The sequence below is a fragment of the Paenibacillus sp. LPE1-1-1.1 genome, assembly GCF_040676435.1.
Taxonomy (GTDB): domain Bacteria; phylum Bacillota; class Bacilli; order Paenibacillales; family Paenibacillaceae; genus Pristimantibacillus.
Map to the genome: position 1 here is coordinate 1,849,168 of NZ_JBEGHY010000001.1, position 22,340 is coordinate 1,871,507.

Below are 22,340 nucleotides of genomic sequence, written 5' to 3' on the forward strand. Positions count from 1 at the left end.
CAATAAATTGTGCTAGTCAGGGTCTGCTGTTTCGTTTTACGATTATTGCATAGAGCAATATAACGATATGGGAGGACGAATTTAATGACTAATGCTACTAAACACCATCAATATGCCGCAACGCCGCCTATGGGCTGGAACAGCTGGGATTGCTACGGCGCCAGCGTAAGGGAAGACGAGGTTCGCGGAAATGCAGCGTATATGGCTGAATATCTGAAGGCATTTGGCTGGGACTATGTCGTTGTAGACATCCAGTGGTATGAGCCGGGAGCGAATTCCTCCCAATACCGCCCTTTCGTGCCGCTTGAAATGGACGAGTATTCCCGGCTGCAGCCCGCCGTTAACCGGTTTCCCTCGGCTGCGGACGGCGGAGGCTTTAAAGCGCTTGCGGATTACGTCCACTCGCTGGGACTGAAATTCGGCATTCATATTATGCGGGGCATCCCGCGCCAAGCGGTTCATGCGGACACCAAAATCCTTGGCTCGGATGCGACTGCTCGCCAGATCGCCCATCCGAACTCCATCTGCCCGTGGAATACCGACATGTACGGCGTCGATGCTTCCAAGGAAGGGGCGCAGCAGTATTACAATTCCTTATTTGATCTGTACGCTTCTTGGGGCGTGGATTTCGTCAAAGTGGACGATATCGCGGCATCCAGGCTGTACGGCATTCATTTGGATGAAATCAAACTCATTCATCATGCCATCGAGCAGTGCGGCAGGCCAATGGTCCTCAGCCTCTCGCCTGGACCTGCGCCATTGGAGCATGCAGAGGCGCTTGCGGACCACGCGAACATGTGGCGCATGACCGACGATTATTGGGATCTTTGGCATTTGCTCCACGAGATGTTTGAACGCTGCGAGAAATGGGCGCCTCATGTGGCTGAAGGCGCGTGGCCCGACTGCGATATGCTTCCGCTCGGACATCTCGGCATCCGCTCGGTTGATGGCGGGGGCAGCGACCGCTGGACAAGATTTACGCGGGACGAGCAGGTAACGATGATGTCGCTATGGTCGATTTTCCGGTCGCCGCTCATGTTCGGCGGGGAAATGCGAGATAATGACGATTGGACATTGGCGCTGCTGACGAATGAAGAAGTGCTGTCTCTGCATCGCAATGGCCGAGGCGCCCGCCAGTTGTACCGTGATCAGGAGCGCATAGCTTGGACTGCGCAGGATGAGGCCGGCGTGAACTACGTTGCTTTATTCAACGCCGGCGAGCAGGAAGATACGGTTACGGTTACTTTGGAGCAGCTTGGCCTGACCGCTGCGCCGCAGGTTCGCGACCTTTGGGCGCGCAAGGACCTAGGAAGCATGAACGAGCTTTCGTTCCCGCTGCCGCCTCACGGCTCTCTATTGCTCAAGCTAACTTAGTCTCTTATGGGGTATCGCTTGCAAGAGCAAGCGTCAAATAAAAACCGGTTAAACACGTCGGATGCGTGCTTAACCGGTTTTTTTGTATTTACTCTAGTTCTTTAATGGAGGCCTTCTTACGAAATGCAGTCAAAACATAGGAACCAGCGGAGAATTAACGGGAGTTTTTTCGGTTAATTTGTAACCCTAGCAAAGCCCAGCTCAACCAAGACGCCTCCTCCGCGCACTCGTTCCAATTAACGGGAATTTCTCCCGTTAATTGGAGTTCTCTCCGCCTCAAACGGCATATACATGGAAAAACTCCAGTTAAATTCCGAGTTTCCATCGCAATCGAGCGTTTAGCATGAAATTAACTGGAGAAATTCCAGTTAATTAGTCTGTTGAGCTACCTAGCAGCATATTAACGGGGGTTTTTCCAGTTAATTTATCAGCAAGCCTAGCCCGCCTAACCAAGCCGCCTCCGCACAATCGCTCCATTTTACCGCCTCATTTCCAATTCGGGCGATTTTCGCTCCGAATCTTTGGTTTACCTGTTCCAATATGTTACAGTTAGAATTCACATGCGCTGCGATATTTCCGCATGGTAAGCATCTCATTCCTGAACATGAAGGAGGTCGTTTAGTTATGGCAAGCCAAACTGGAGCCATCGTACAGCAATCCTTAAACGCATTAATGGGAGACCCCGCATTTTTACCGAATTTGCAAGAGCAAGCACGCGAGCAAGCCTTTTTATCGCTGGCCGCCATCCTTTCCACGCCCAATAAAGTACATAAAGCCTTTTTGCGCATAACCGTCGACAACGGCAATGTCGTGCGCATCCCGGCTTACCGCATTCAGCATAACGATACTCTAGGGCCCTATAAGGGCGGCATTCGGTTTCACGAATCCGTCAGCGAAGAAGAGGTCACGAATCTCGCTGCGCTGATGACGCTCAAAAATGCCCTGCATGAGGTTCCCTTCGGCGGCGGCAAAGGCGGAGTCGTCATCAATCCGCGTTCCTATTCTGCCAAAGAGCTTTATCTCATTTGCAAAAAATACGTGCAATACTTCAGCGACGTGCTCGGCCCTGACAAAGACATCCCGGCCCCGGATATGGGAACGGGCGAGCGCGAGATGGACTGGATGATGTCAGAGTACAAAAGCATTCATCCCGGTCAGCCATACCTCGGCAGCTTTACCGGCAAAAGCGTCATCAACGGCGGTTCGCTGGGCCGCAGGGAAGCAACCGGCAAAGGCGTTTATTTCACCTTCCGCTATATGCTTTATGATTTTCTTAAAGCCCAAAGCAGCTGGCTTGCAGGCAGCTCGAACCCATTCGTGCAGACGGCGCTCACCCTTGCCGATAAGCCGCTTTCTATTGCCATACAGGGCTTCGGCAACGTCGGCTCCGTCGCTGCGCTGGAAGCGTATAAATGCTCCCGCCTGCAAAACAAAGTAGTCGCTGTCAGCGACCGCAACGTCACGCTGTACAATCCAGACGGCCTTTCCGTCCCAGCCTTGATCGATTACGCGAACCTCCATCAAGGGGATCTGCCTTCTACGGAAGCTGCTCTGTCCGAGTTTAAAATCAAAGCGCATATTCTCGGTCGCGAAGACGTCCTCTATTTGAATGTCGATGTTCTCATCCTTGCCGCCCTGGAGGAGCAGGTCCACAAAGACAACGCAGAGATGATCAAGGCCCGAATCATCGTGGAAGGCGCCAATGCGCCTGTGACGGGCGAGGCTGATGAAGCTTTGACCGCTAAAGGGACGATCATCATTCCGGATATTTTGGCAAACGCAGGCGGCGTTATCGTATCCTACTTCGAATGGCTTCAAGGCAGAGAAACCCAATTTTTTGGTGAAGAACAGGTGCATCAAATGCTATACGAAAAAATGCAAAAGACATTAAACATCATTTTGCCTGCTTTCTTCGGGGATCCGTTCCCGCTTCGTCAAAACTGCTATAATCATGCCGTCATGAAGCTTTCCACCGTGCTCTACCGCCAAGGCAAGCTTTTTTGAAGCATGAAAGGGCCGTTCCTCCGGCAGCACCTGCTGCCAAGGAATGGCCCTTCCCGTTTTTACGCTTTACCCCTGTTTACGTTTTACCGCTGTTTACGTATTAGCCTGTTTACGAATTATTCCTGCACGTAACGATTAATAACCTCAACAAGCAAATCATTCAACAGCTTTACCTCAAATTCCCCGACAGCCGGTTCTAGATGATCGCTCCCGATACCGCTGTCGTCGGTTAAAAATAAATACGTGCCGCCTGTGGCTGCCGCCATGAACCGCATTAAATATTCCGTCTCAATGCTTACGCCGCTCGATGCTACGGGAATAATCCGAATCCCCTGCCCTGCCGCATCCCGGGTCAGCTTCTTCATTTCGTTAATGACCTGCTTCTCATCATGGGGCGGTGCGTCCAGCACTAAAAAAAGGAGCCGCGCACGCGCTTCCTCGCTCCACTCATGCTCGTGCAGAGCATCGCGCAGCGCTTGATCGACGGCCTCCGGGAAATCTCCGCCGCCTTCTGCCTTTTGTTTGCTGAATTGATCCGTTACTTTATTGATATCCGTCGTGAATGGATACGGCTTTACGATGTAATCATCATAACGGTCCCGGTAAAAATTCGCGCTGATCCGTATGCCGAGCTGATTGGCATGCTGGTCGGATACACGGTTCACGACGTCTTTAAGCTCTGCTTCCAAATAATTCAGTTCATCCTCCATAGACCCTGTCGTGTCTACGACAAACATAATATCCACCTGATCAGATAACTTTGCTCCTTTGCCCAAGTCGACCTTGATGCTGCCTTGCTGCGGAATTTCCAGCTGCTGTGTCGTTTTGCTTTCCTGATCCGATTGCACTCTCACCGTATATCTGCCTAAATTCGCTGTATCTCGATCAAAAATCGCTGCATATACGAAAGCTCGGCCCTCTGTGCTCGTTCGTGCCTTCCAAGCCGTCTGCCCGCCGGCTAACAGCTCTACGCTCGCATCGGATACAGCTTTTCCGTTTGCGGTTACAACAACCTCAAGCCTGTGAAAATTCCAGAACTGCCAGGCACGCTTGCTGCTGTCGCCCTCTTGCGTGTTCAGCAAATTACCGAATCTCTCCCATGCAGCTAGATCATCCCATTCGCCTGCGGTTAACTGACCGGCTTGCACATCCTTATCCGGATTCGGATAGCCCCGCTTACCGCCTTCTTTTTCTCTTTCTGGCATCTCGCTAATGGAAGAGTCATCCTCTCTGCTTGTGCTGGTTTCTTCTTTTGGCGCGGAATTGCTGGACGAATCTGCCTCATCTGCCTTATCACGGTTTCCTGTGTTGGAAACATCGTTTGACGCGGAAGAGCACGAGCTGAGCATAAGCAGCACAGCAAGCAGGACTAAAGCCAAACAGCCTAAACCTTTTCTTTGCCAAACCCGCTCTTTGAACGAATGACCCTCTTTCATTCCTTCAACCCCTCATCTTTGTATTTCCTAATCTGACGAATATTGGCTATGTAATGTTGCATAAATAGTCCGGTAACATTACAATCGTTAACAGACATGCGGCGAGTCCCAGGTTCGGCTGCATTAAGCTTTCTATACAGGAGGACTTCACCATGGAAACCTTTTCCTTGCTTGCATTTGAAATGACCTATCAGCAGAAGACCATACAGCTCTCCTTCACCTCTGCAGAGCTCGTTCGCGTGACCGAATACGGTGATCGCTTGTGGTACGTCGACATTAACGGCGTCGGAGACCGTGAGCTATTGGCATGGTTTGGCCGAAGCGAGGATATTGGAATCGAGCTGATAGCCGTGGCCAGCACCGGACAAACCTTTCGCGGAAAAGGATATTTCCACCCCAACGAGCCGCATCAAGCCGCAGCCGTACGCGGAGACGGCGAACTGCTCGAGCAATAAGCCATAATCCTCATAAAAAAGGCTCCGCTAAGTCTTGTTAGAGACTTAGCGGAGCCTTTTCTTTTTATTTGATTTATTTGCCGTGAGCGATCTCAGGCGTCGTTAGGCGGTCGTAGAACTCCACGCCATTGTCTTTGTCAGCCGAATCGCGAAGCGCCATTGCGGAACGAGGATGCTCGTCCAAAATGCCCGTAATCATGTAAGGGATGATATAGCCCCATTCTTCCTTCTCGCGAAGTGGAACCATGAACTTCTCGATCATGTCGAGTACAGGACGAATATTGTATTTCGTGTTTTGAAGCTCAGCTACAAGAAGTTCCGTGTTGCAGTTACCCGCAGCGCGGCCCATGCCGTAAACAGAAGCATCAAGCAGCTCGACGCCTTTTTCTGCAGCAAGCAGCGTATTGGCGAAAGCAAGCTGAAGGTTGTTATGAGCGTGAACGCCAAGGCGTTTGTTAGGCAGGTGCTGACGGAACTTCTCAACAAGGTAGCTCATGTCATTCGGCTTCAGGCTGCCGTAAGAGTCTACCACGTATACGACGTCAACCACGCTTTCGTTGATCAGTTCGAAAGCTTCGATCAGTTGGTTCTCCATTACGTTCGAAAGCGCCATGATGTTGATGGTTGTTTCGTAACCGCGGTCATGAAACACTTTAACCAGCTCCAGCGCTTTATCCACGTCTTGGATGTAGCAAGCCACGCGGATCAAATCAAGCATGCTTTCGCTGCGCGGCAAAATGTCGTTCTCATCGACACGGCCGATATCAACAAGCGCGGAAAGCTTCGTGTTTCCTTTGTTCGGGATTACTTTTTTCAAGAAATCATCGTTCAGGAAACGCCAAGGGCCTGCACTTTCAGCGCCTTTAAGCAGCTTTGGCGAGTTCTTGTAGCCGATTTCCATATAATCGACGCCGGCTTCGTTCAAGCTTTGGTACAAATGCTGAACGAACTCGACACTAAAATCCCAATTATTTACCAGACCGCCATCGCGGATCGTGCAGTCGACAATTTTACAATGACTCGTTTTTGATTGCATGCGTAGATACTCCTTTAATTTGAACATGAGTTCATTTTTTCTCATCATACTTGAAAAGGACCCGGAACGCAAAATAATTTTGTCGGTTTATGGCTATTTTAAAAGCTTTTCCGCATTATTCGCCAGTTCCTCGCGAAACTGTTTTATTGCCGCCAGTTCGGCCAGTTCGCCATCTTTTTTCTGAACGATTTGTTCGCCTGATTCCGCGAGTTTCTCCAAAAATTGCTTCGTTATACGGGCCGTAGCCGACTCCGGCGCATTTGCTATGGTCGCCTGGTAGCTGCTCTTCACTTCCTCCCGCAGTTTTAAAGTTTCCGCATCATAGATAGGAGCACTGGGCAAACCATTTATATACATCGCTAAATACCCGTTCACATATTTATTTTGAATTTCTTCCCGCTCGGGAGCATCCGCGTAATTGACGATAAAGGTCTCGGCAAGCAAAGCTCTTGAAGCCAGCTCATCCCATGTGATGACGAGTCCGCCGTCCTTGGCGGCTGCCGTATTCGATTCTTCAGCCATTATCTGAACATAAGCATTCATCTGCCCTGACAGCCATTTGCTGAATTGCAGTTGCTTGCTGTAGTCAACGATGGGATAGATCGTTCCCTCTACCGTTTCTAATTTATAACCGCCGGCATGAGCTTTTTGCACAAGGGCAAGCACCTTTTCATCTTTAATGGCATCAGCGCTCTCTTTCGTAATCGGCCATGCTTCCTCTGCCAGCACCTCTTGCACGTTGGAGGCAAAAAAGTCGGTTTGCGCAGCTTCCAGGTGCGTATCATAATAGTCATGCAGGCCGCGCAGCATCGTATCTGCCGTCGATTGATCTGCTTTTTCCATATTTTCAGCCATAAACGCGAAAATATCCGATGCGTCTGCAGCTTCTTTGGCCACAAGCTGAAACTCGGTTATCATCGCCTTTTGGTCGGCCTGTGTTCCTTGCTCGTTCCCGCCCTCATTCACCGCTTGGTTATCCGGTTTTCCCGGGTCAGACGGCTGTTGTACGCTGCATCCCGTCACCGCTATTAATGCAGCAACGGCAAGCCCCGTCATTCTTACACGCCATTTATTAGATCTAGTATGACCATCCTTTATCCGCATTCATCCATCCACTCCTTGCTTTCGATTTGCAATCAGATACCTAATAGACGATTCGGCAGCTTAAAATGTTTTCAAAACAAAAAAACTGTTCTAAGGTGCCATTTGCACCTTAGAACAGTTTTCTTCTACTTCTTATTTAACCAGGGTATGCGGCTCTTGCCCAAAATGACCCGATCGGTTCATTTTCGTTTGGATATATTTCTCGTTATAAACGGAAGCGTTGCCCCAAAGCGGCACTCTGCCCGCTACGTTCATCCCAGATTTGCGCAGCGCGTCCACTTTGCGCGGATTATTGGTGATGATCGATACCGGCAATTCGCGCAGCAGCTTAAGCACGGCAATGGCGTCGCTGTAATCACGCGAATCATCCGCGAAGCCAAGCTCCGTATTGGCATCAACCGTATCGAGGCCATCCTCCTGCAGCAGATACGCGATCGCTTTGCTGAACAACCCGATTCCGCGGCCCTCGTGATTGGCCAAATAAAACAGCGCCCCCGTGCCATGCTCGGTAATAATACGCATCGATTGCTTCAATTGATAGCCGCAATCGCATCTTGCGCTTCCGAAGATATCTCCCGTATGGCAAATGCTGTGCATCCGGATCAGCGCGTCTTCATTATTCTCGAAATCGCCGTAGACGAGAACGCTCGATTGCTGGAGATCCGCATACGAGAAGCGATTCAAATCCTCTACCAGCTGTTCGGGAGACTTTTCCTCGCCCGCTTCCTTGCGGAGCCAGCTGTACCAATGAAACGTTTTGGTTTCACCGTCCAGCTCGACCGGAAGCTTGACCGGGCCAACGACATAGATATCGTCGTTTCCGGCTTGCGTGCGTTTTAATTTATCTTTAATAAGTGCTGCGATGTGGGGTTTAATCATAGTGATTCACCTTCTATATAGGATTAAAATTGCATAGATAAATAGCTCAATGTCCCGAATTCATAGCTTCTGTAGATGACCTGGGGAGCTTCACCAGGATTTCCGCTTCCAAGTGCTATATATAAAGGAACGAAATGCTCGGCGCGAGGTACTGCCATTTTAGCATGCGGGGCCAAGTCTTCATACTGAAATAAAGAATTTGTATCATGCTTATTCATTTTTTCAATCAGCCACTCGTCAAATTCGACTGCCCAGCTCTCCGGCTCTTTCTGCCCCCATTTCACCGCACGGAGATTATGAACGGTTACGCCGCTTCCGATGAGCAAAATATTCTGGCCGCTCAAGCTGCGCAGCGCCTCGCCAATGCGGAACTGCTCCTCCGCCGTGCGATAAGGATTGACGGAAACCTGCACGACCGGGATATCCGCGTTTGGAAACATATGCTTCAGCATCGTCCACGAACCATGGTCGAGTCCTCTTGACGTATCATATGCTACCGGGATATGATTTTCGCTCAGCAGATGGCCAACTAGCTCCGCTACCTTTGTGGAGCCTTTGGCTGGATATTTAACTTGGTACAGCTCATCCGGAAATCCGTAGAAATCGTAAATCGTTTCGTATTCATCATCTTTAGAAGAGATGGTAACCCTCTCTGTCTCCCAATGCGCCGTAAAAATAACGATCGCATCCGGTTTCAGGCCTGCTCCCGTTTGCTGAAGAAATTTGCTATATTCATTTTGCTCGACAGCGAGCATCGGTGATCCATGTGCTAGAAATAACGGTTTCACTGCGGTGCCTCCTCAAATACACTTACTATTTGTAACTAATTATAAATTTATAACTAAGGATAGTCAAGTAATTAACATTATTCAGGTGTGCTTGTATAAATAAGATATTGAGGTTATACTAAATGGAAGATAAAAGAGGTGATACACATGGAGCAATCTAACCTTTGTCCCCGTTTCCAAAGGGGAATGGACATTATTAGCAAGCGTTGGACCGGCCTGATCATTTTCCAGCTTCTGTCCGGCCCGCAGCGGTTCTGCGCCGTCCAGTCCGCGCTGCCGATCAGCGGCAGACTGTTGTCGGAGCGATTCAAGGATTTAGAAAACGAAGGTATTGTCGACAGGCATGTATATCCCGAAATACCCGTTCGCATAGAATATTCATTAACGGAGAAGGGCCGGGCGCTTGAGCCGATCATCCGTGAAATACAAGTGTGGTCGCAGGACTGGATAGAAATAGAAGAAGCGTAATGGGAACGTTTCGAACAAAAGGAATATCACGAAAGCGGAGGACTACGGCCGCTTCGTGATATTCCTTTTTTTGCGACACAGGATTGATGGCTAAAGCGTTCCCGTTTCCTATCGCACATTTTCCTTGATTAAATGTACAAGATTTACAGATATGCAAATGAGGGTTATAATGAAGAGTACATTATTCACGCTGAATTTTTCGAATGAAAAAGCGGGGGAACCATCGCGAACGATTCCAATCGTTTCGCAAGGGGTGAATCCAGGGATTTGTAACCCTGGTAGGGCATTCTCTCTAGCCCGAATCCGACAGCTAACCTCGTAAGCGAACAAAGGAGAGATTTATTTATGTTGACGAACTGTGCAAATCATCTGCATCATTTCACGGAACAGACTCCTCATTTATCCGTCACCCGAATCGAGCTTTTTGTCATTCCTGCACTTGCCGTCGATTCTGCAGGCCACCGTATTTGTCTTCGATTAACGAGCAGCCAAGGCTTTGGCTGGAGCGAGCTTTTTGCCAGCGACACAGAAGAGGCCGTTGACTTAGACAGGTGGAGCGATCTCCTGCAAAGTTTTATCGGACGCATTCCTCTTCCGCCTCTTAGCCAGTATCAATACGACAAAACGGAACAGGATGGGCGTGCTCTCGACTTGTTCGTTACAGCCGTCAATCATGCCTTAGCCAAGTCCGCCGAATCGCCCCCGTACAGCATCGACCATGAAGAATCTGTTTTGCGTCAACGTTCTGTCTCCTACGTCTCTTTGGACTAGTAAAAGGGTTAGTACACATAGAAAGTCCAGAACACGCAGTCTTGTTCTGGGCTTTCTTGCATTGTGCAGCGGTTTATGGAAAGGGCCGGCATTTGCGGACAACGAAAAGGCCCTCCTTATTACAGCCGCAGCCGTATGGGGAGAGCCTTCTTGTTTTTTAATGCCTTACGGTTCTTACCTTACCAACCATCCGCCGTCAACGGCGAGAATATGGCCATTCATGTAATCAGAGGCTGCGGAAGCTAAAAATACAGCCGGTCCAATCAAATCCTCGGAGGAGCCCCATCGTCCAGCTGGAATGCGCTGCAAAATTTGGGCGCTGCGAACCGGATCCTCGCGTAGCGCTTCCGTGTTGTCCGTGCTCATATAGCCTGGAGCAATCGCGTTTACCTGCAATCCTTTACCAGCCCATTCGCTTGCAAGCGCTTTGGTAAGCCCTGCCACCGCGTGCTTGCTGGACGTGTAGCCTGGAACGTTAATGCCGCCTTGATAGGAGAGCATGGACGCGATATTAATAATTTTGCCTGAACCCTGCTCGATCATTTGCTTGCCTGCAAGCTGGGAAAGCACAAAAACTGAGTTCAAATTAACATCGATCACAGCCTGCCAATCCTCGTAGCTGTGCTCTGCTGCAGGTGTACGGCGAATGATTCCTGCGTTATTGACCAAAATATCGATCCGTCCCAGCTCTTCCAATGTGCGGTCAATGATGCCCGCCAGCTTAGAGCGATCTGAAACATCGGCTTGAATGGTAATGGCTTTGCGTCCTAATGCCCGCACAGCGTCGGCTGTTTTGTCAGCAGGCGTGCTATTGGTAACAAGCGCCACATCAGCGCCTGCTTCCGCCAAGCCAAGCGCTACCGCTGCGCCAAGGCCGCGGCCGGCACCCGTAACGACAGCCGTTTTTCCTGTCAAATCGAACAAACCCATCGGTTTAAGTCCTCCCTCTCGTGCGCTTCCCGCTTTCCGGAAGCTCCGCCTTCATCATCTTTATTTGCTGTGCCTCGTATTTGGCTGCAACCTCTGGAGCGATGCCTTCATCCGTAATGATGAAATCGATCTCGTCCAGGCCAGCAAAAGTAATCAAGGCGCCCTTGTCGAATTTGCTATGGTCAGCCAGGCAATACACGATTTTCGCGTTATCCATATAAAGCTTCTTCAGCTTCGACAATTCTTCCGTAAATATCGTCAGCCCATATTCCAAATGAATACCCGTCGTGGATAAAAAAAGCTTATGGACATTCAACCGTTTAATCCATTCCTGCGATTCGGCCCCAATAAGCAGGTTGTTATGGCGATAGCCGCCTGGAATCACAAGCCTTACCTGATCCTTCAAGGTCAGCTCCCGGATAATGAGCAGGTCATTCGTAAGCACGGTGACAGGCATATTGGGAAGCCTCTTCGCCATCTCAAGCGTAGTGCTGCCCGCATCGAGCGCGATGATATCGTTATCCTCGATGCAGCTTAGCGCAAGCGCCGCAATCGCCGATTTTTCCTGTTGATGTTTGCTGTTAGGGAACTGCAGCGGATAAAGACTGTCTTCCCCTTCCTGCTCCACCACGGCCCCGCCGTGCGTACGCTTGAGCAGACCCTTCTCCTCAAGCTTCTCCAAGTCCTCACGAACCGTTTTTTCCGTAACGCCAAACTGCTCACTCAGCTCAGATACTTTAACTGCCCCAAGCTGCTCTAGTTTCTCAATAATTTTACGATGCCGTTCAGCAGCAAGCATGGTGCACCTCCTGTAGCGAATGCTTCTATTTTAGCTCGCTTGCAGGGACCGCGTCCATGTCTGTAAACGTATAGTTTTCTCCTGCCATCGACCAGCAGAACGTATAATTGCTCGTTCCAACGCCAGAGTGGATGGACCAAGGAGGCGAAATAATCGCTTGCTCGTTCGCCACAACCAAATGTCTCGTTTGCGAAGGCTCACCCATCATATGGAATACGCGCGCATCTGCATTCATATCGAAGTAGAGATACGCTTCCATGCGGCGGTCATGCACATGAGAAGGCATTGTGTTCCATACGCTTCCCGTTTTTAGGCTTGTTACGCCCAGCATAAGCTGGCAGCTTTGAATGCCGTCGGCATGAATGTATTTGTAGAGAACGCGTTCATTCGAAGTTTCCTGCGAGCCAAGATGAGTCGGATTTGCTTCCTCCATCGTCATCTTGCGCGTTGCGATTTCGGCATGCGCAAGCGCGGAGCAGAAATAAAGCTTAGCCGGGTTCGCTTTGTCAACGCTGGATAACAAAACCTGGCGTTTGCCTTTTCCGACATAAAGCACTTCAAGCTTGCTAAGCTCGTAAACTTCGCCGTCAACGGAAATCGATGCAGGTCCGCCAATGTTGAGGAAACCAATCTCGCGGCGCTCCAAGAAATATTCGGTTTTCAGCGTTGCTGCGTCTTCCAGTTCAAGCGTTTCGTTCACTGGCAATGCTCCGCCAACGATCATGCGGTCATAATGGGTATATGTCATCTTGATTTGATCCTGTTCGAACAGGCTCTCGATCAAAAACTCGCTGCGCAGACGTTCCGTATCATATTGCTTCACATCGGTAGGGTTTGTTGTGTGGCGTACTTCCATTGGATAAAAGCCTCCTAAATTTTTTTGGGGCGCACAGCATGCTCTGCTAGCGGCGCTAACGTTTGTTAATGTTCGTTTTTATGATATCACACATTTACGAACATAAAAAGTACTTTTATCAATCAAAAGAGGAATCAGCATAAAACCTATAAACGCAAGAAGGAGGAGACTCTAGTCTCCTCCTCCCTCCTATCTCGGCTGCAGTTTACCACGTAATCCGGCCGCCTGTCCGTTGATAACCACGTAATAATTCATATTTCCCGCTGCGCATCAAGCGTTTCATTTGAACTCTGTATTTACGACTGTCATCTCTTCTGGCTTCGGTGCATTCTTTGTTATAATGAACGCTCTTCATGCCCTTCCGATATTCCCGCGTCTTGCTTCTTCTTGGGTCATCGTGCTTCTTCGCAAAAACAGGCCTAATGTTTTGCTCGTTTTCCCACAGTGTGATATCTTCCTGTACAAACATCTTCATCCCCGTTATACCGGGTTAGATTATGGCGTTAAGCCATTATAGCGGTATAACTAATAGAAGATGACCTTTGGATTAAACATCTCTATCCCTCCTTATAATGAACATCGCTATTTAAGGTTAAGCAATCTAGTCAGGCCTGCTCCAAACCCGGCTAACCGTAATTAATTCGGTGCCTTCGAATGCCAGCTTATAAATATCCGGCATCTCAAGCTGTTTCCAGAAATCGAAGCCGTAGCTTTTATCCAAAGCATTCAGGATTAAAGCCAGCAGGTTTCCATGCGTGCCGATTACGATATTTTGGTTAGTATACTGTTTGAGCACCTGCATGGCGGCTTCCAGCCCGCGCTTCTGGGCAATCGCATTCGATTCCCCGCCCTCCCATGCAAAGCTGCTTTCCTCCCACACCTTCTCGATAGCTGCCTGAAAATCCTCGACCGGACGGTCCGAAAGCAATCTTTCCTTAAAATCATCCATAATTACAATAGCTTCGTTTAAGTAAGCCGCAATGCCTTCCACGGTCTGCATCGCCCGTTTATAGGGACTCGAAATGACCGCGTCGATATTCATTTCCATTAGCGCTTCTGTTATCATTTTTGCATCATTTAACCCCTGCTCCGATAAAGGCCTGGTTAATTCGTCCGGCGTATAGACGGAGTGCGCGTGCCTCACCAAATAAAGATTCGTCATCTGCTTGTTTGTTGCCTCCTTTAACTTTGCGCCCGGATCATCGTTCGAGGCCATCAATCCACAAATGATAATACATGTTCCTTCACTTGAGCCTTCTGCTCTTCTGTCAGCTTAATGGATTCCAATTCCTCGTACGATTGATCGGGGATAAGAATGGTCGACGGCTTTGCCAGTTCGGTTTTGGTCTGATCGCCATTGTCAGACATCATCATATCGGATCTGACTGCATCGGAAAGTATGATTTCGGATTTAATGAAATTTCCCTCTAAATCGTAAGAGTCTTCGATCATTTTGATATCGGATTTAATATAATTTTTGCCTTCGACGATAATGGTGATGGCATTGACCTTCTTATAGCCTGTTCGCACAAACATCCCTTCATCATTCTGCTCGCTCGTTTCGGTAGCAAACACTTCGATATGCTCAACCTTTTCCGATTTGCCGCAAGCACTTATTAAGACAAAAACAATGCATAGCAGACTTAGCTTCATTGCAGCGGCATATTTGCCTGTTTTGTATTTGAATCCCAAATCACCACTCCTTAACGCCTTCGTTTTTTGGGGTGTGCATGATCTGTATCGTATCCTTACCTCATGATTACAAACGTTTACAATTTTGTAAAGGTTGCAAAAGCCTGCGGCAAGCGAAGCACAGCTGCAAACCTATCGAATGGCGTGATATGATAGGCATGAGATTTTTATCCAATCTAATTATTTTATTTGAATGCGGAGGTTATATGCATGCCCATGCCAACCCATATTGTAGCTGTAGGCGGTTTTGTTGAAAATGAGCAAGAGCAGGTCCTTTTGGTGAAGACACAACATGACGGATGGGTTTTTCCCGGAGGACAGGTCGAAGCAGGCGAGAATTTAATGGATGCTTTAATCCGGGAAATAAAAGAGGAAAGCGGAATAGACACCGCTGTTTTGAGCTTAATTGGCATTTACTCCAATACAGGAACCTATACTTGGCATGACGGAGTAACCGAAGTTCCAACCAAAGTCATGCTGGACTTCTCGTGCAAAGCGCTCGGCGGGCAGCTATGCGTCTCTGAAGAAACGTCGGAAAGCGGATGGTTCGATAAGGCAGCGGCGCTCGAAGCGATTACAGCGCCTGCCATCCGTGCGCGCTACCAGGTTTATTTGGATTTTGGGGGAAGCGTAAGCTATATGGATTATGTCACGAAACCAGACTTTGAAATCAAATTAAATCGAAGCGTCTAGCTGCTCTCATAACATTTATTAGGCTAAGGGATTAAACAAACAACAGACAAATAAAGAAGCCGCTGGTCTACAATCGTGCAGGCCAGCGGCTTCTCTCTTATTCGTCATGCTGGCAGTCCGATGTCCATTACTGCCCGCGATGCAACGGTTTCCTAATAAATCGTTCGACCGGCCTCGTCAGAAATACCGGATTTCCGAAAGAAATACGTGTTAATAATATCGCGCCAATTTTTGGCATGCTCGGCTTGGTCAGCCAAACGGCAAGCAATCGAAGCAAATCTGGCTTCGTCCATCTTGCCGGAAAGTCCTGCCCATTGCTGCTGCAGCCTTTCCGCTTCCTCGGCTCCCCAGAAATGGGTGTCATAGATATGCTGAATCACCGTTTTTCCGGAATGGAGCTTATGGGTATAAGGCACATGGTGGAAAAATAGCAGAAGCTCGTCCGGGCATGTCTCGATGCTGTCATAGAGGGCCGCGTTCGGCGCTGCGTATTGCGATGTATATCCCGTGCCGCTCGCAAGCGTCCGGTTAACGCCGATGCCGTCCCGATCCGCAAAATGATACGTTCCCCATCTGGAATACTCGTAGCCGTCTACATCCGGACCGTAGTGATGGTTAGGCGCGACCATCCAGCCGACGCCAAGCGGAGCGGTGTAGCCTTCGAAAATCGGCCAAGAATGCATCAGCATCTGGCCGACCACGGTCACGACTTCAGGATCGCTGCCAAATGTTGCGATCGTCCACTCCATGCCTATTTCCTCGGCCGACAGCTGCGGGTTCCAAATAAGGCGGCCATACCCGTAAAGATTAGCCTGCGCCAATATATGTCCCGTCCAGCTTTCCTCATCCCCGATATTCGATACGGCGGCGATGCCGCTGTACGGTATCCCGTATAGCGTTCCATCCACGATTCTTTTCACTTCAGTACCTGCGCCTTCCGCAAACGTATCGAAGTCGAGTACCTGCTTCCATTGCGGTACCAGATAGCAGAGATGGCGCTGCTGGCCCGTGTACTCTTGGGTAATCTGGAACTCCAGTACTTGATTGGTTTTTTTCATGGCGCCGAACAAAGGAGACACCGGCTCACGCACTTGGAAGTCCATCGGTCCGTTTTTAATTTGCAGCAGCACATTTGGCCGAAAACGTCCGTCTAACGGCTTGAAATGGTCATATGCCGCACGCGCGCGATCCGTCTTCCGGTCACGCCAATCCTGCATGCAGTCATATACGAAGCATCGCCAGATCACGATTCCGCCATGGCTTGCCAGCGCGTCTGCCAGCATGTTTGCCCCGTCCGCATGGTCGCGGCCATAGGCAAACGGGCCCGGCCGATGCTCGGAGTCCGCCTTCACGACAAATCCGCCGAAATCAGGAATAAACGCATAAATCCGGTCCGCCGTTTCCTTCCACCAGCTTTGGACGCTGCCATCCAGCGGGTCTGCCGTCGGCTGGCCCCCTATTTGCAGCGGTGCCGCAAAATTAACGCTTAGGAATAATGTAATCCCGTATTCCCGGAAGACATCTGCGACGAGCGCTACAGAAGGAAGCTGCTCCGCTGTTATGAACCTGGTCTCCCGCTCATGAACATTCACGTTATTAATAGAGATGGCATTGAGACCGACAGAGGCGAGCAGCCGCGCATAATCCCTTACCCGGTGCAGATTTGAAGTAATGCAGCCATTCCGGTAAAAGATAGAACGACCCGCGTACCCTCTCTCGATAGAGCCGTCTGCATTATCCCATTGGTTTATCATCCTCAGCGCGTTGCTAGGGGATTCCTTCACATTCAGTTCCTCAAGCGGCGCTCCCGAACCGATTAGCCGAAGCAAATGGAACACGCCGAATAAGATACCGGCAGCCGATCCTCCTGTAACGATTATTGCGCCATATCCGCCCTCTTGCCAGTATCGCAGCGTATAGCCTTCTTTCCCCTGCTTCCATTCCTCCGAGCCCGCTTCGTCCGAGTAAACCGCTAATTGAACGAAGCCTCCATCCGCAGGCTGCTCCTTGATGCTCGCATCGATGCCGAGTAAAGCTTGGATACCTTGCTGAAGCTCCCTTACTGCGGTATCCATAGCGCCGGAACGTTTATCCGGAGCAATAATTTGGCTCAATATGCCCGTATAGGCTTTTCTCGTTTGCCGATCTTCAACCGGAAAATAATTCAGCCAGGCCTTATATGCCCTACTATTCATCAATCAAAATGCCTCCTTACGAACCCGCTTTGCAGTTGTTAGCTCCTCTGAATAACTCTCCAGAACGAGCCTTTTGGCTCATGCTTCTCATCGAACAGAAGCGGCCAATTTTTCCGTCCCCGCACAGGAAAGTCGCTCAGCCACGTATAATCATCCGCCGCTCCCCAAAAAGTAACGGCGTCAATATGGCTCCGGTATTCCTCCAGCAGCTTAAACAAGGCTTCGTAGCGCTGCTCCTGCAGCTCAAGCATTTCAGCCGTCGGGCTTGCTAAATCCGTGCGCCGGTCATCGTGGCGGAACATCGATACATCAAGCTCCGTCAATTGAAGCCTTAAGCCGAGCGAAGCATATTTCTCGATGGCAGACCGTATATCATCCAATTCGGGACTATACAGATTCCAATGCGCTTGAAGGCCGACGCCGTGCACCGGTACGCCTTGCTCGAGCAAGGATTTGACCAAGCGGTAGATCTTATCGCGTTTTGCTGGATTCGACTCATTGTAATCATTGTAGAAAAGCTGGGCTTTCGGATCGGCTTCATGGGCGAATTCGAAGGCTTTGGCAATAAAGCCGGGCCCGGCGATCTCCAGCCATTTGGAGGGGCGAAGCAGCTCCGATCCCTCGTCTGCGATTACCTCATTCACAACATCCCACGCATAAATATCCTCTTTATAGCGCTTCATAACCGTATCGATATGCGATTTCAAGCGGTCATACAGCTTATCTCGGCTGACCGGTCGGCCATCTGCTTCTTGAAACAGCCAATCCGATGTCTGATTGTGCCAAACGAGCGTATGCCCTCTCATTTTTTTGCCATGCTCTTTTGCAAAAGCAACGATTTTGTCTGCCTCTTCGAACGAATACGTATCCTCCGCCGGATGCAAGCTTACGAACTTCATCTCATTCTCGGCGGTCAGGCTGTTATAATGCTTGGCGATAAGCTCTCCCGCCTGAATGATCGTACGCGGATTAACCGCTGCTCCAATATCGAACGAGGCCTGAAATGCCTCATGCAGCTTTGGAATGCTGCGGTTCGGAATGCTGTCCATTTCCTGTTCCCCCATTCGATTATCCTTTCACGCCGCCTACGGTCATGCCTTTCACAAAGTACTTTTGCAAAAACGGATATACCATGATGATCGGCAGGGAGGCTACAATGGTCATCGTTGCCCGAATGGCGAACGGCGTTACCGTATTGGCTCCCGTATTGCCCGCATTGGCGAATGCATCGCCGGCCGATTTCGTCGTCAAGGAAGCATTGGAGTTTTGCAAAATTTTCTGAAGCTCATATTGCAAGGTGCTTAAATCGATATTCGATGAATTGTACAAGAAGACGTCAAACCATTGGTTCCATTGATAGACGGCCGAGAATAAAGCGACGGTTGCAAGCACCGGAACGCACAAGGGCAGAACGATGCTGTAAAACATTTTGAAATCGCCTGCTCCGTCTATTCTTGCCGACTCGAGAATGCTCTCCGGCAAACCTTCGATAAAGGAACGAATGATGATTAAGTTAAACACGCCGATCAAGCCGGGGAAGATATACACCCAAAAATTATCGAGCAAACCCAAATCGCGGATCAACAAAAAGTTAGGAATGAGGCCGCCGTTAAAGTACATCGTCAATATGAACGCAATCGTAACGAATTTGCGCAGGACGTACTCTTGTCTTGTAATGGTATAGGCCACCATGGCCGAGCAAAACACGGTTGCGATCGTTCCGATCACGGTACGCATAACCGAAATCATCGTCGCATGGAATATGGTCGATTCCTTCAGCACATAAGCGTAATTGTCCAGCGTCCACATTCTCGGCAGCAAATAGATGCCGCCCTTGATCGAATCTGTCGCATTATTCAGCGAAACGGCGGCCGTATTCAAGAAAGGATATAGGGTAACGACCATCAGTAAGGTGAGAAAGATATAATTGCAGGTGTCGAAGATCAGATCGCCGCGCGACGAACGTATGCGGCTTGATTTTTTGGAAACAGCTTCCGCTGCCGATTGATTCATGATGTACCCTCCTTCTAAAATAATCTGGACTCGCCCATCCGTTTTGCGAGATTGTTCGCTGCGAACAATAGGATAAAGCTAATAATCGTTTTAAACATGCCCGCCGCGATCGAGAGCGAGTAGTTGCCTTGCGCAATCCCGTATTTCAGAACAAATATGTCAAGGTTTTCGGAAAAATCGACGTTCATCCCGTTCCCCAGCAAATACTGCGGCTCGAAACCCGATTCCAGCAAATACCCGATATTCATAATCAGCAATACGATAATAACCGGCTTAATGCCCGGAAGCGTAACATACCACATCCGTTTAATACGGCCTGCTCCGTCCATCTCCGCCGCTTCATACTGCGCGGGGTCGATCATTGTCATCGCCGCCAAATAGACGATGGTGTTCCAGCCTACGTCCTTCCATACGGAGCTTGCTCCGAATATAGCCCAGAATTGCTCCGGTATGCCGAGGAACAGAATTTCCTCGCCTTTCTCGACGAAGCCGGTCCAAAGCAGCAATTGATTGATGATACCGTCAGGCGATAACGTCGTTTGAATGATGCTTGCCGCTACGACCCATGAAATGAAATGCGGCAAATAGCTTACCGTTTGAACCACTCGTTTAAAAGCAACCTTGCGCACCTCATTCAGAAGCAAAGCAAGCGTAATGGCCGTCACGAAACCAAGAATCAGATTAATGCCGCTCATGGCAAGCGTGTTTCTTAAGACGCGGATAAAGCGTTCATCCTGGAACAAAAATTGAAAATGTTCAAACCCCACCCATTTCTGTTCGCTAAAGCTTCTGGCAGGCTTGTAGTCTTGAAATGCGATGGTCCACCCCCATAGAGGCATGTATTTAAATATAAACAACCAAACTAAAAACGGTACGGACATGAGGATAAGCACGCGCTGTTCGATCAGCTTTTTTGAAAAATGCTTCAGTCCTGTCGGCTTCTTAGGCAACACCAGGTTTGACGTTGACATTGCTCGCTTATGTTCCATCTTTATCTCTCCTTCCGGACTGAATCGGGCAAAATAAGGAGAAAGGCCGGACATTTGCATGCGCAAGCCGGCCTCTCACCGCTACTACGTTACCTGTTATTTTGATGCTTCGATCAGTTTCTTCACTTCATCCGTTGTCCATTTCTCGTAAGCTGCCGTATCGAGCTTGCCGAAAGCTTCCGTGTACTCTGCCCATACCTTATCGAAATCCGCCGGCTTCGCAAGGACAAGCTTAGGGAAGTACTTCTTCGTGATTTCGTCTTTTTTCGTTTCCCATATTTGCTGTTCCGAGCCTTGCTCCTTCGGAATGCCCCATGCAGGGTACCAAGGGCGGGCGTCCGGTTTAGCGAACATTTCGGAATAGGTTTTTACGCCGTATTTTTCAAGAATCGCTTTATCCGCATCCGTCAGGCTCATTTGGAACACTTCCGGCTGATTTCCCGGTGCAACCGCATTGCCGTCAGGCAGGGTAGAGTTGTTGCCGTAAAGCGGCCAGTTCCATGAGTAGTATTTGAAGCCGAATTTTTCATTAAAGGTTTCATCGATTTTCAAGATTTGTTCAGCCGTACGGTACATCCGGCCTTTGTCATCCACTTCGAACGTTTCGCCTATAATGCCCCATTTTTGAAGAATTTGGTTCTCGTCCGTCAACAGGTTATCCAAGTATTGAATAATGCGAACCGGGTCTTTTGCGCTTACCGTAATGCCCATACCGCGGTTTTTCACGAAGCCTGGAGGATCCAAATATTGATCCTTTTGACCATCGAAGGTTACCGGCAGCGGGAAATAAACAAAGTCATCCATTGCCGGGTCCTGCTTGGCCGCATCTTTAAGCGCGTTTTGCGCGTTCGCGAACTGCCAGCCGTAATCGAAGAATCCGACTACCTTATGAGATGTAAGTTTCGCCAAATATTGATCGTAGTTGTCTACGAAAGAGGCTTTGTCGAACAAGCCTTCCGCGTTGATTTCGTTTAGTTTTTTCAACCAGCGCTTTGTATTGTCATCCGCTGCATAGGTTTTTGCATCAAAAGTCGTCATGTCGACGATGACATTACCATCGTTCGGATAACCAGCCAAATGGTTTGGAGGGTTAGAAGTTGCGAAGAATCTCCAGTCATGCGTCAAGGAAACGATACCGGTTAAATCCTCGTCTTTATGTTTTTCCACGAAATTTTTAACCAAGTCCATATAGGCGTCAAGCGTTGTGATTTTCGGATATCCTGCTTCCTTCAACACGCGGCGCTGTACCCAGAAAGCTCCTTGTCCGATATTCGGATCCGGGATATATTCGCCAACCGTGTTCGAGAACGGCAGGAAGTAAATTTTGCCGTCTGCGGCTTTCATTTGATTGAAATAAGGACCGTATACGCGTTTAATGTTCGGACCGTATTGCTCGATTAGATCATCAAGCGCAATGAACGCGCCCGCATCTAGGATCTTGTCGATTGCGGCATCCGGAATCATAACATCGGGATAAGCGTTCGATGCAATCATCGTTCCAATCTTCGTATTAAGATCGCCAACTAAGTGCTCAATCTTAAAGTTAACGCCGGTTTGATCTTCAAGTATTTTACCGATCGTCGTTTCATTGGTATTCGTATCTTTAGCTGCCGCTACGCCGTTGAAATAAGAAAAAGTTACTTTTTCAACCGGTTTCTCTCCCTCATCCGCCGTTGCATTCGGACTGTTCGTGCTGTCTGAGGGCTTGTTTGTTCCGCCATTGTTGTTATTCGAGCATGCTACAGTAAAAATCATGAAAGCAGCCAAACAAACTAATAATAATTTCTTTGTCACTTTTTCGAGCCCCTTTCGATACTTTTTGTTTTATTTATTGTTGTAAGCACTTTCAGTATAAAAA

General features: G+C 49.1%; 22 protein-coding genes and 1 riboswitch. Of the genes, 6 read left to right on the forward strand and 16 right to left on the reverse strand.

Features of this window, described 5'->3' with window-relative positions; translation table 11 throughout:
* Positions 1-84 precede the first annotated feature (84 nt).
* Both MRBLPE1_RS08040 and MRBLPE1_RS08045 read left to right on the forward strand, forming a co-directional pair.
* A complete protein-coding gene (locus tag MRBLPE1_RS08040; RefSeq protein WP_364143771.1) occupies positions 85-1,374 on the forward strand; it encodes a glycoside hydrolase family 27 protein in 1,290 nt (429 codons plus the stop codon).
* Positions 1,375-1,998: 624 nt separating this feature from the next.
* On the forward strand, positions 1,999-3,378 hold the full coding sequence (locus tag MRBLPE1_RS08045; protein WP_364143773.1) for a Glu/Leu/Phe/Val family dehydrogenase: 1,380 nt from the start codon (positions 1,999-2,001) through the stop codon (positions 3,376-3,378).
* A 116-nt stretch (positions 3,379-3,494) separates the two neighbouring features.
* Here MRBLPE1_RS08045 and MRBLPE1_RS08050 read toward each other — a convergent pair whose 3' ends face one another.
* A complete protein-coding gene (locus MRBLPE1_RS08050; protein WP_364143776.1) occupies positions 3,495-4,814 on the reverse strand; it encodes a vWA domain-containing protein in 1,320 nt (439 codons plus the stop codon).
* 152 nt (positions 4,815-4,966) lie between these two features.
* Here MRBLPE1_RS08050 and MRBLPE1_RS08055 point away from each other — a divergent pair, with 152 nt between their 5' ends.
* A complete protein-coding gene (locus tag MRBLPE1_RS08055) occupies positions 4,967-5,269 on the forward strand; it encodes a hypothetical protein (protein ID WP_364143778.1) in 303 nt (100 codons plus the stop codon).
* Positions 5,270-5,342: 73 nt separating this feature from the next.
* Here MRBLPE1_RS08055 and MRBLPE1_RS08060 read toward each other — a convergent pair whose 3' ends face one another.
* The 4 genes from MRBLPE1_RS08060 to MRBLPE1_RS08075 form a co-directional block, all read right to left on the reverse strand.
* Complete coding sequence (locus tag MRBLPE1_RS08060; protein ID WP_364143779.1) at positions 5,343-6,305, reverse strand: aldolase catalytic domain-containing protein; 963 nt, start codon at positions 6,303-6,305, stop codon at positions 5,343-5,345.
* Between the two features lie 93 nt (positions 6,306-6,398).
* Complete coding sequence (locus MRBLPE1_RS08065) at positions 6,399-7,409, reverse strand: hypothetical protein (protein WP_364143782.1); 1,011 nt, start codon at positions 7,407-7,409, stop codon at positions 6,399-6,401.
* A gap of 132 nt (positions 7,410-7,541) precedes the next feature.
* Entirely contained in the window at positions 7,542-8,288 is a 747-nt protein-coding gene (locus MRBLPE1_RS08070; protein ID WP_364143784.1) for a GTP cyclohydrolase II, read from the reverse strand.
* A 23-nt stretch (positions 8,289-8,311) separates the two neighbouring features.
* Positions 8,312-9,076: a dioxygenase gene (locus MRBLPE1_RS08075; protein WP_364143787.1), complete on the reverse strand. Its 765-nt coding sequence runs from the start codon at positions 9,074-9,076 to the stop codon at positions 8,312-8,314.
* A gap of 147 nt (positions 9,077-9,223) precedes the next feature.
* Here MRBLPE1_RS08075 and MRBLPE1_RS08080 point away from each other — a divergent pair, with 147 nt between their 5' ends.
* Positions 9,224-9,544, forward strand: coding sequence for a winged helix-turn-helix transcriptional regulator (locus MRBLPE1_RS08080; protein ID WP_364143790.1), 321 nt, complete (start codon positions 9,224-9,226; stop codon positions 9,542-9,544).
* A 178-nt stretch (positions 9,545-9,722) separates the two neighbouring features.
* Positions 9,723-9,884: riboswitch (cyclic di-AMP (ydaO/yuaA leader) on the forward strand.
* A gap of 5 nt (positions 9,885-9,889) precedes the next feature.
* Complete coding sequence (locus MRBLPE1_RS08085) at positions 9,890-10,315, forward strand: hypothetical protein (protein WP_364143792.1); 426 nt, start codon at positions 9,890-9,892, stop codon at positions 10,313-10,315.
* A 174-nt stretch (positions 10,316-10,489) separates the two neighbouring features.
* Here the strand turns inward: MRBLPE1_RS08085 and kduD are convergent, their stop codons facing one another.
* From kduD to MRBLPE1_RS08115, 6 genes are all read right to left on the reverse strand, one after another.
* Positions 10,490-11,245 (reverse strand): 2-dehydro-3-deoxy-D-gluconate 5-dehydrogenase KduD, encoded by a 756-nt coding sequence (gene kduD / locus MRBLPE1_RS08090; RefSeq protein WP_364143795.1) that lies wholly within the window; start codon positions 11,243-11,245, stop codon positions 10,490-10,492.
* A 4-nt stretch (positions 11,246-11,249) separates the two neighbouring features.
* On the reverse strand, positions 11,250-12,044 hold the full coding sequence (locus MRBLPE1_RS08095; protein ID WP_364143796.1) for a DeoR/GlpR family DNA-binding transcription regulator: 795 nt from the start codon (positions 12,042-12,044) through the stop codon (positions 11,250-11,252).
* Positions 12,045-12,069: 25 nt separating this feature from the next.
* Positions 12,070-12,900: a 5-dehydro-4-deoxy-D-glucuronate isomerase gene (kduI, locus tag MRBLPE1_RS08100; RefSeq protein ID WP_364143799.1), complete on the reverse strand. Its 831-nt coding sequence runs from the start codon at positions 12,898-12,900 to the stop codon at positions 12,070-12,072.
* A gap of 205 nt (positions 12,901-13,105) precedes the next feature.
* Complete coding sequence (locus tag MRBLPE1_RS08105) at positions 13,106-13,369, reverse strand: hypothetical protein (protein WP_364143801.1); 264 nt, start codon at positions 13,367-13,369, stop codon at positions 13,106-13,108.
* 132 nt (positions 13,370-13,501) lie between these two features.
* On the reverse strand, positions 13,502-14,062 hold the full coding sequence (locus tag MRBLPE1_RS08110; protein ID WP_364143804.1) for a histidine phosphatase family protein: 561 nt from the start codon (positions 14,060-14,062) through the stop codon (positions 13,502-13,504).
* A 53-nt stretch (positions 14,063-14,115) separates the two neighbouring features.
* The gene (locus MRBLPE1_RS08115) at positions 14,116-14,592 is read right to left on the reverse strand and encodes a hypothetical protein (RefSeq protein WP_364143806.1); all 477 of its coding nucleotides are present in this window, start codon (positions 14,590-14,592) and stop codon (positions 14,116-14,118) included.
* Positions 14,593-14,802: 210 nt separating this feature from the next.
* Here MRBLPE1_RS08115 and MRBLPE1_RS08120 point away from each other — a divergent pair, with 210 nt between their 5' ends.
* The gene (locus MRBLPE1_RS08120) at positions 14,803-15,285 is read left to right on the forward strand and encodes an NUDIX hydrolase (RefSeq protein WP_364143808.1); all 483 of its coding nucleotides are present in this window, start codon (positions 14,803-14,805) and stop codon (positions 15,283-15,285) included.
* Between the two features lie 152 nt (positions 15,286-15,437).
* Here the strand turns inward: MRBLPE1_RS08120 and MRBLPE1_RS08125 are convergent, their stop codons facing one another.
* From MRBLPE1_RS08125 to MRBLPE1_RS08145, 5 genes are all read right to left on the reverse strand, one after another.
* Positions 15,438-17,480 (reverse strand): alpha-glucuronidase family glycosyl hydrolase, encoded by a 2,043-nt coding sequence (locus MRBLPE1_RS08125; RefSeq protein ID WP_364143811.1) that lies wholly within the window; start codon positions 17,478-17,480, stop codon positions 15,438-15,440.
* Positions 17,481-17,518: 38 nt separating this feature from the next.
* Complete coding sequence (locus MRBLPE1_RS08130; protein WP_364143814.1) at positions 17,519-18,529, reverse strand: endo-1,4-beta-xylanase; 1,011 nt, start codon at positions 18,527-18,529, stop codon at positions 17,519-17,521.
* 19 nt (positions 18,530-18,548) lie between these two features.
* Complete coding sequence (locus MRBLPE1_RS08135) at positions 18,549-19,493, reverse strand: carbohydrate ABC transporter permease (RefSeq protein WP_364143817.1); 945 nt, start codon at positions 19,491-19,493, stop codon at positions 18,549-18,551.
* Between the two features lie 14 nt (positions 19,494-19,507).
* Positions 19,508-20,482: an ABC transporter permease gene (locus MRBLPE1_RS08140; protein WP_364143820.1), complete on the reverse strand. Its 975-nt coding sequence runs from the start codon at positions 20,480-20,482 to the stop codon at positions 19,508-19,510.
* Positions 20,483-20,578: 96 nt separating this feature from the next.
* A complete protein-coding gene (locus MRBLPE1_RS08145; RefSeq protein WP_414698834.1) occupies positions 20,579-22,276 on the reverse strand; it encodes an ABC transporter substrate-binding protein in 1,698 nt (565 codons plus the stop codon).
* Between the last annotated feature and the right edge of the window lie 64 nt (positions 22,277-22,340).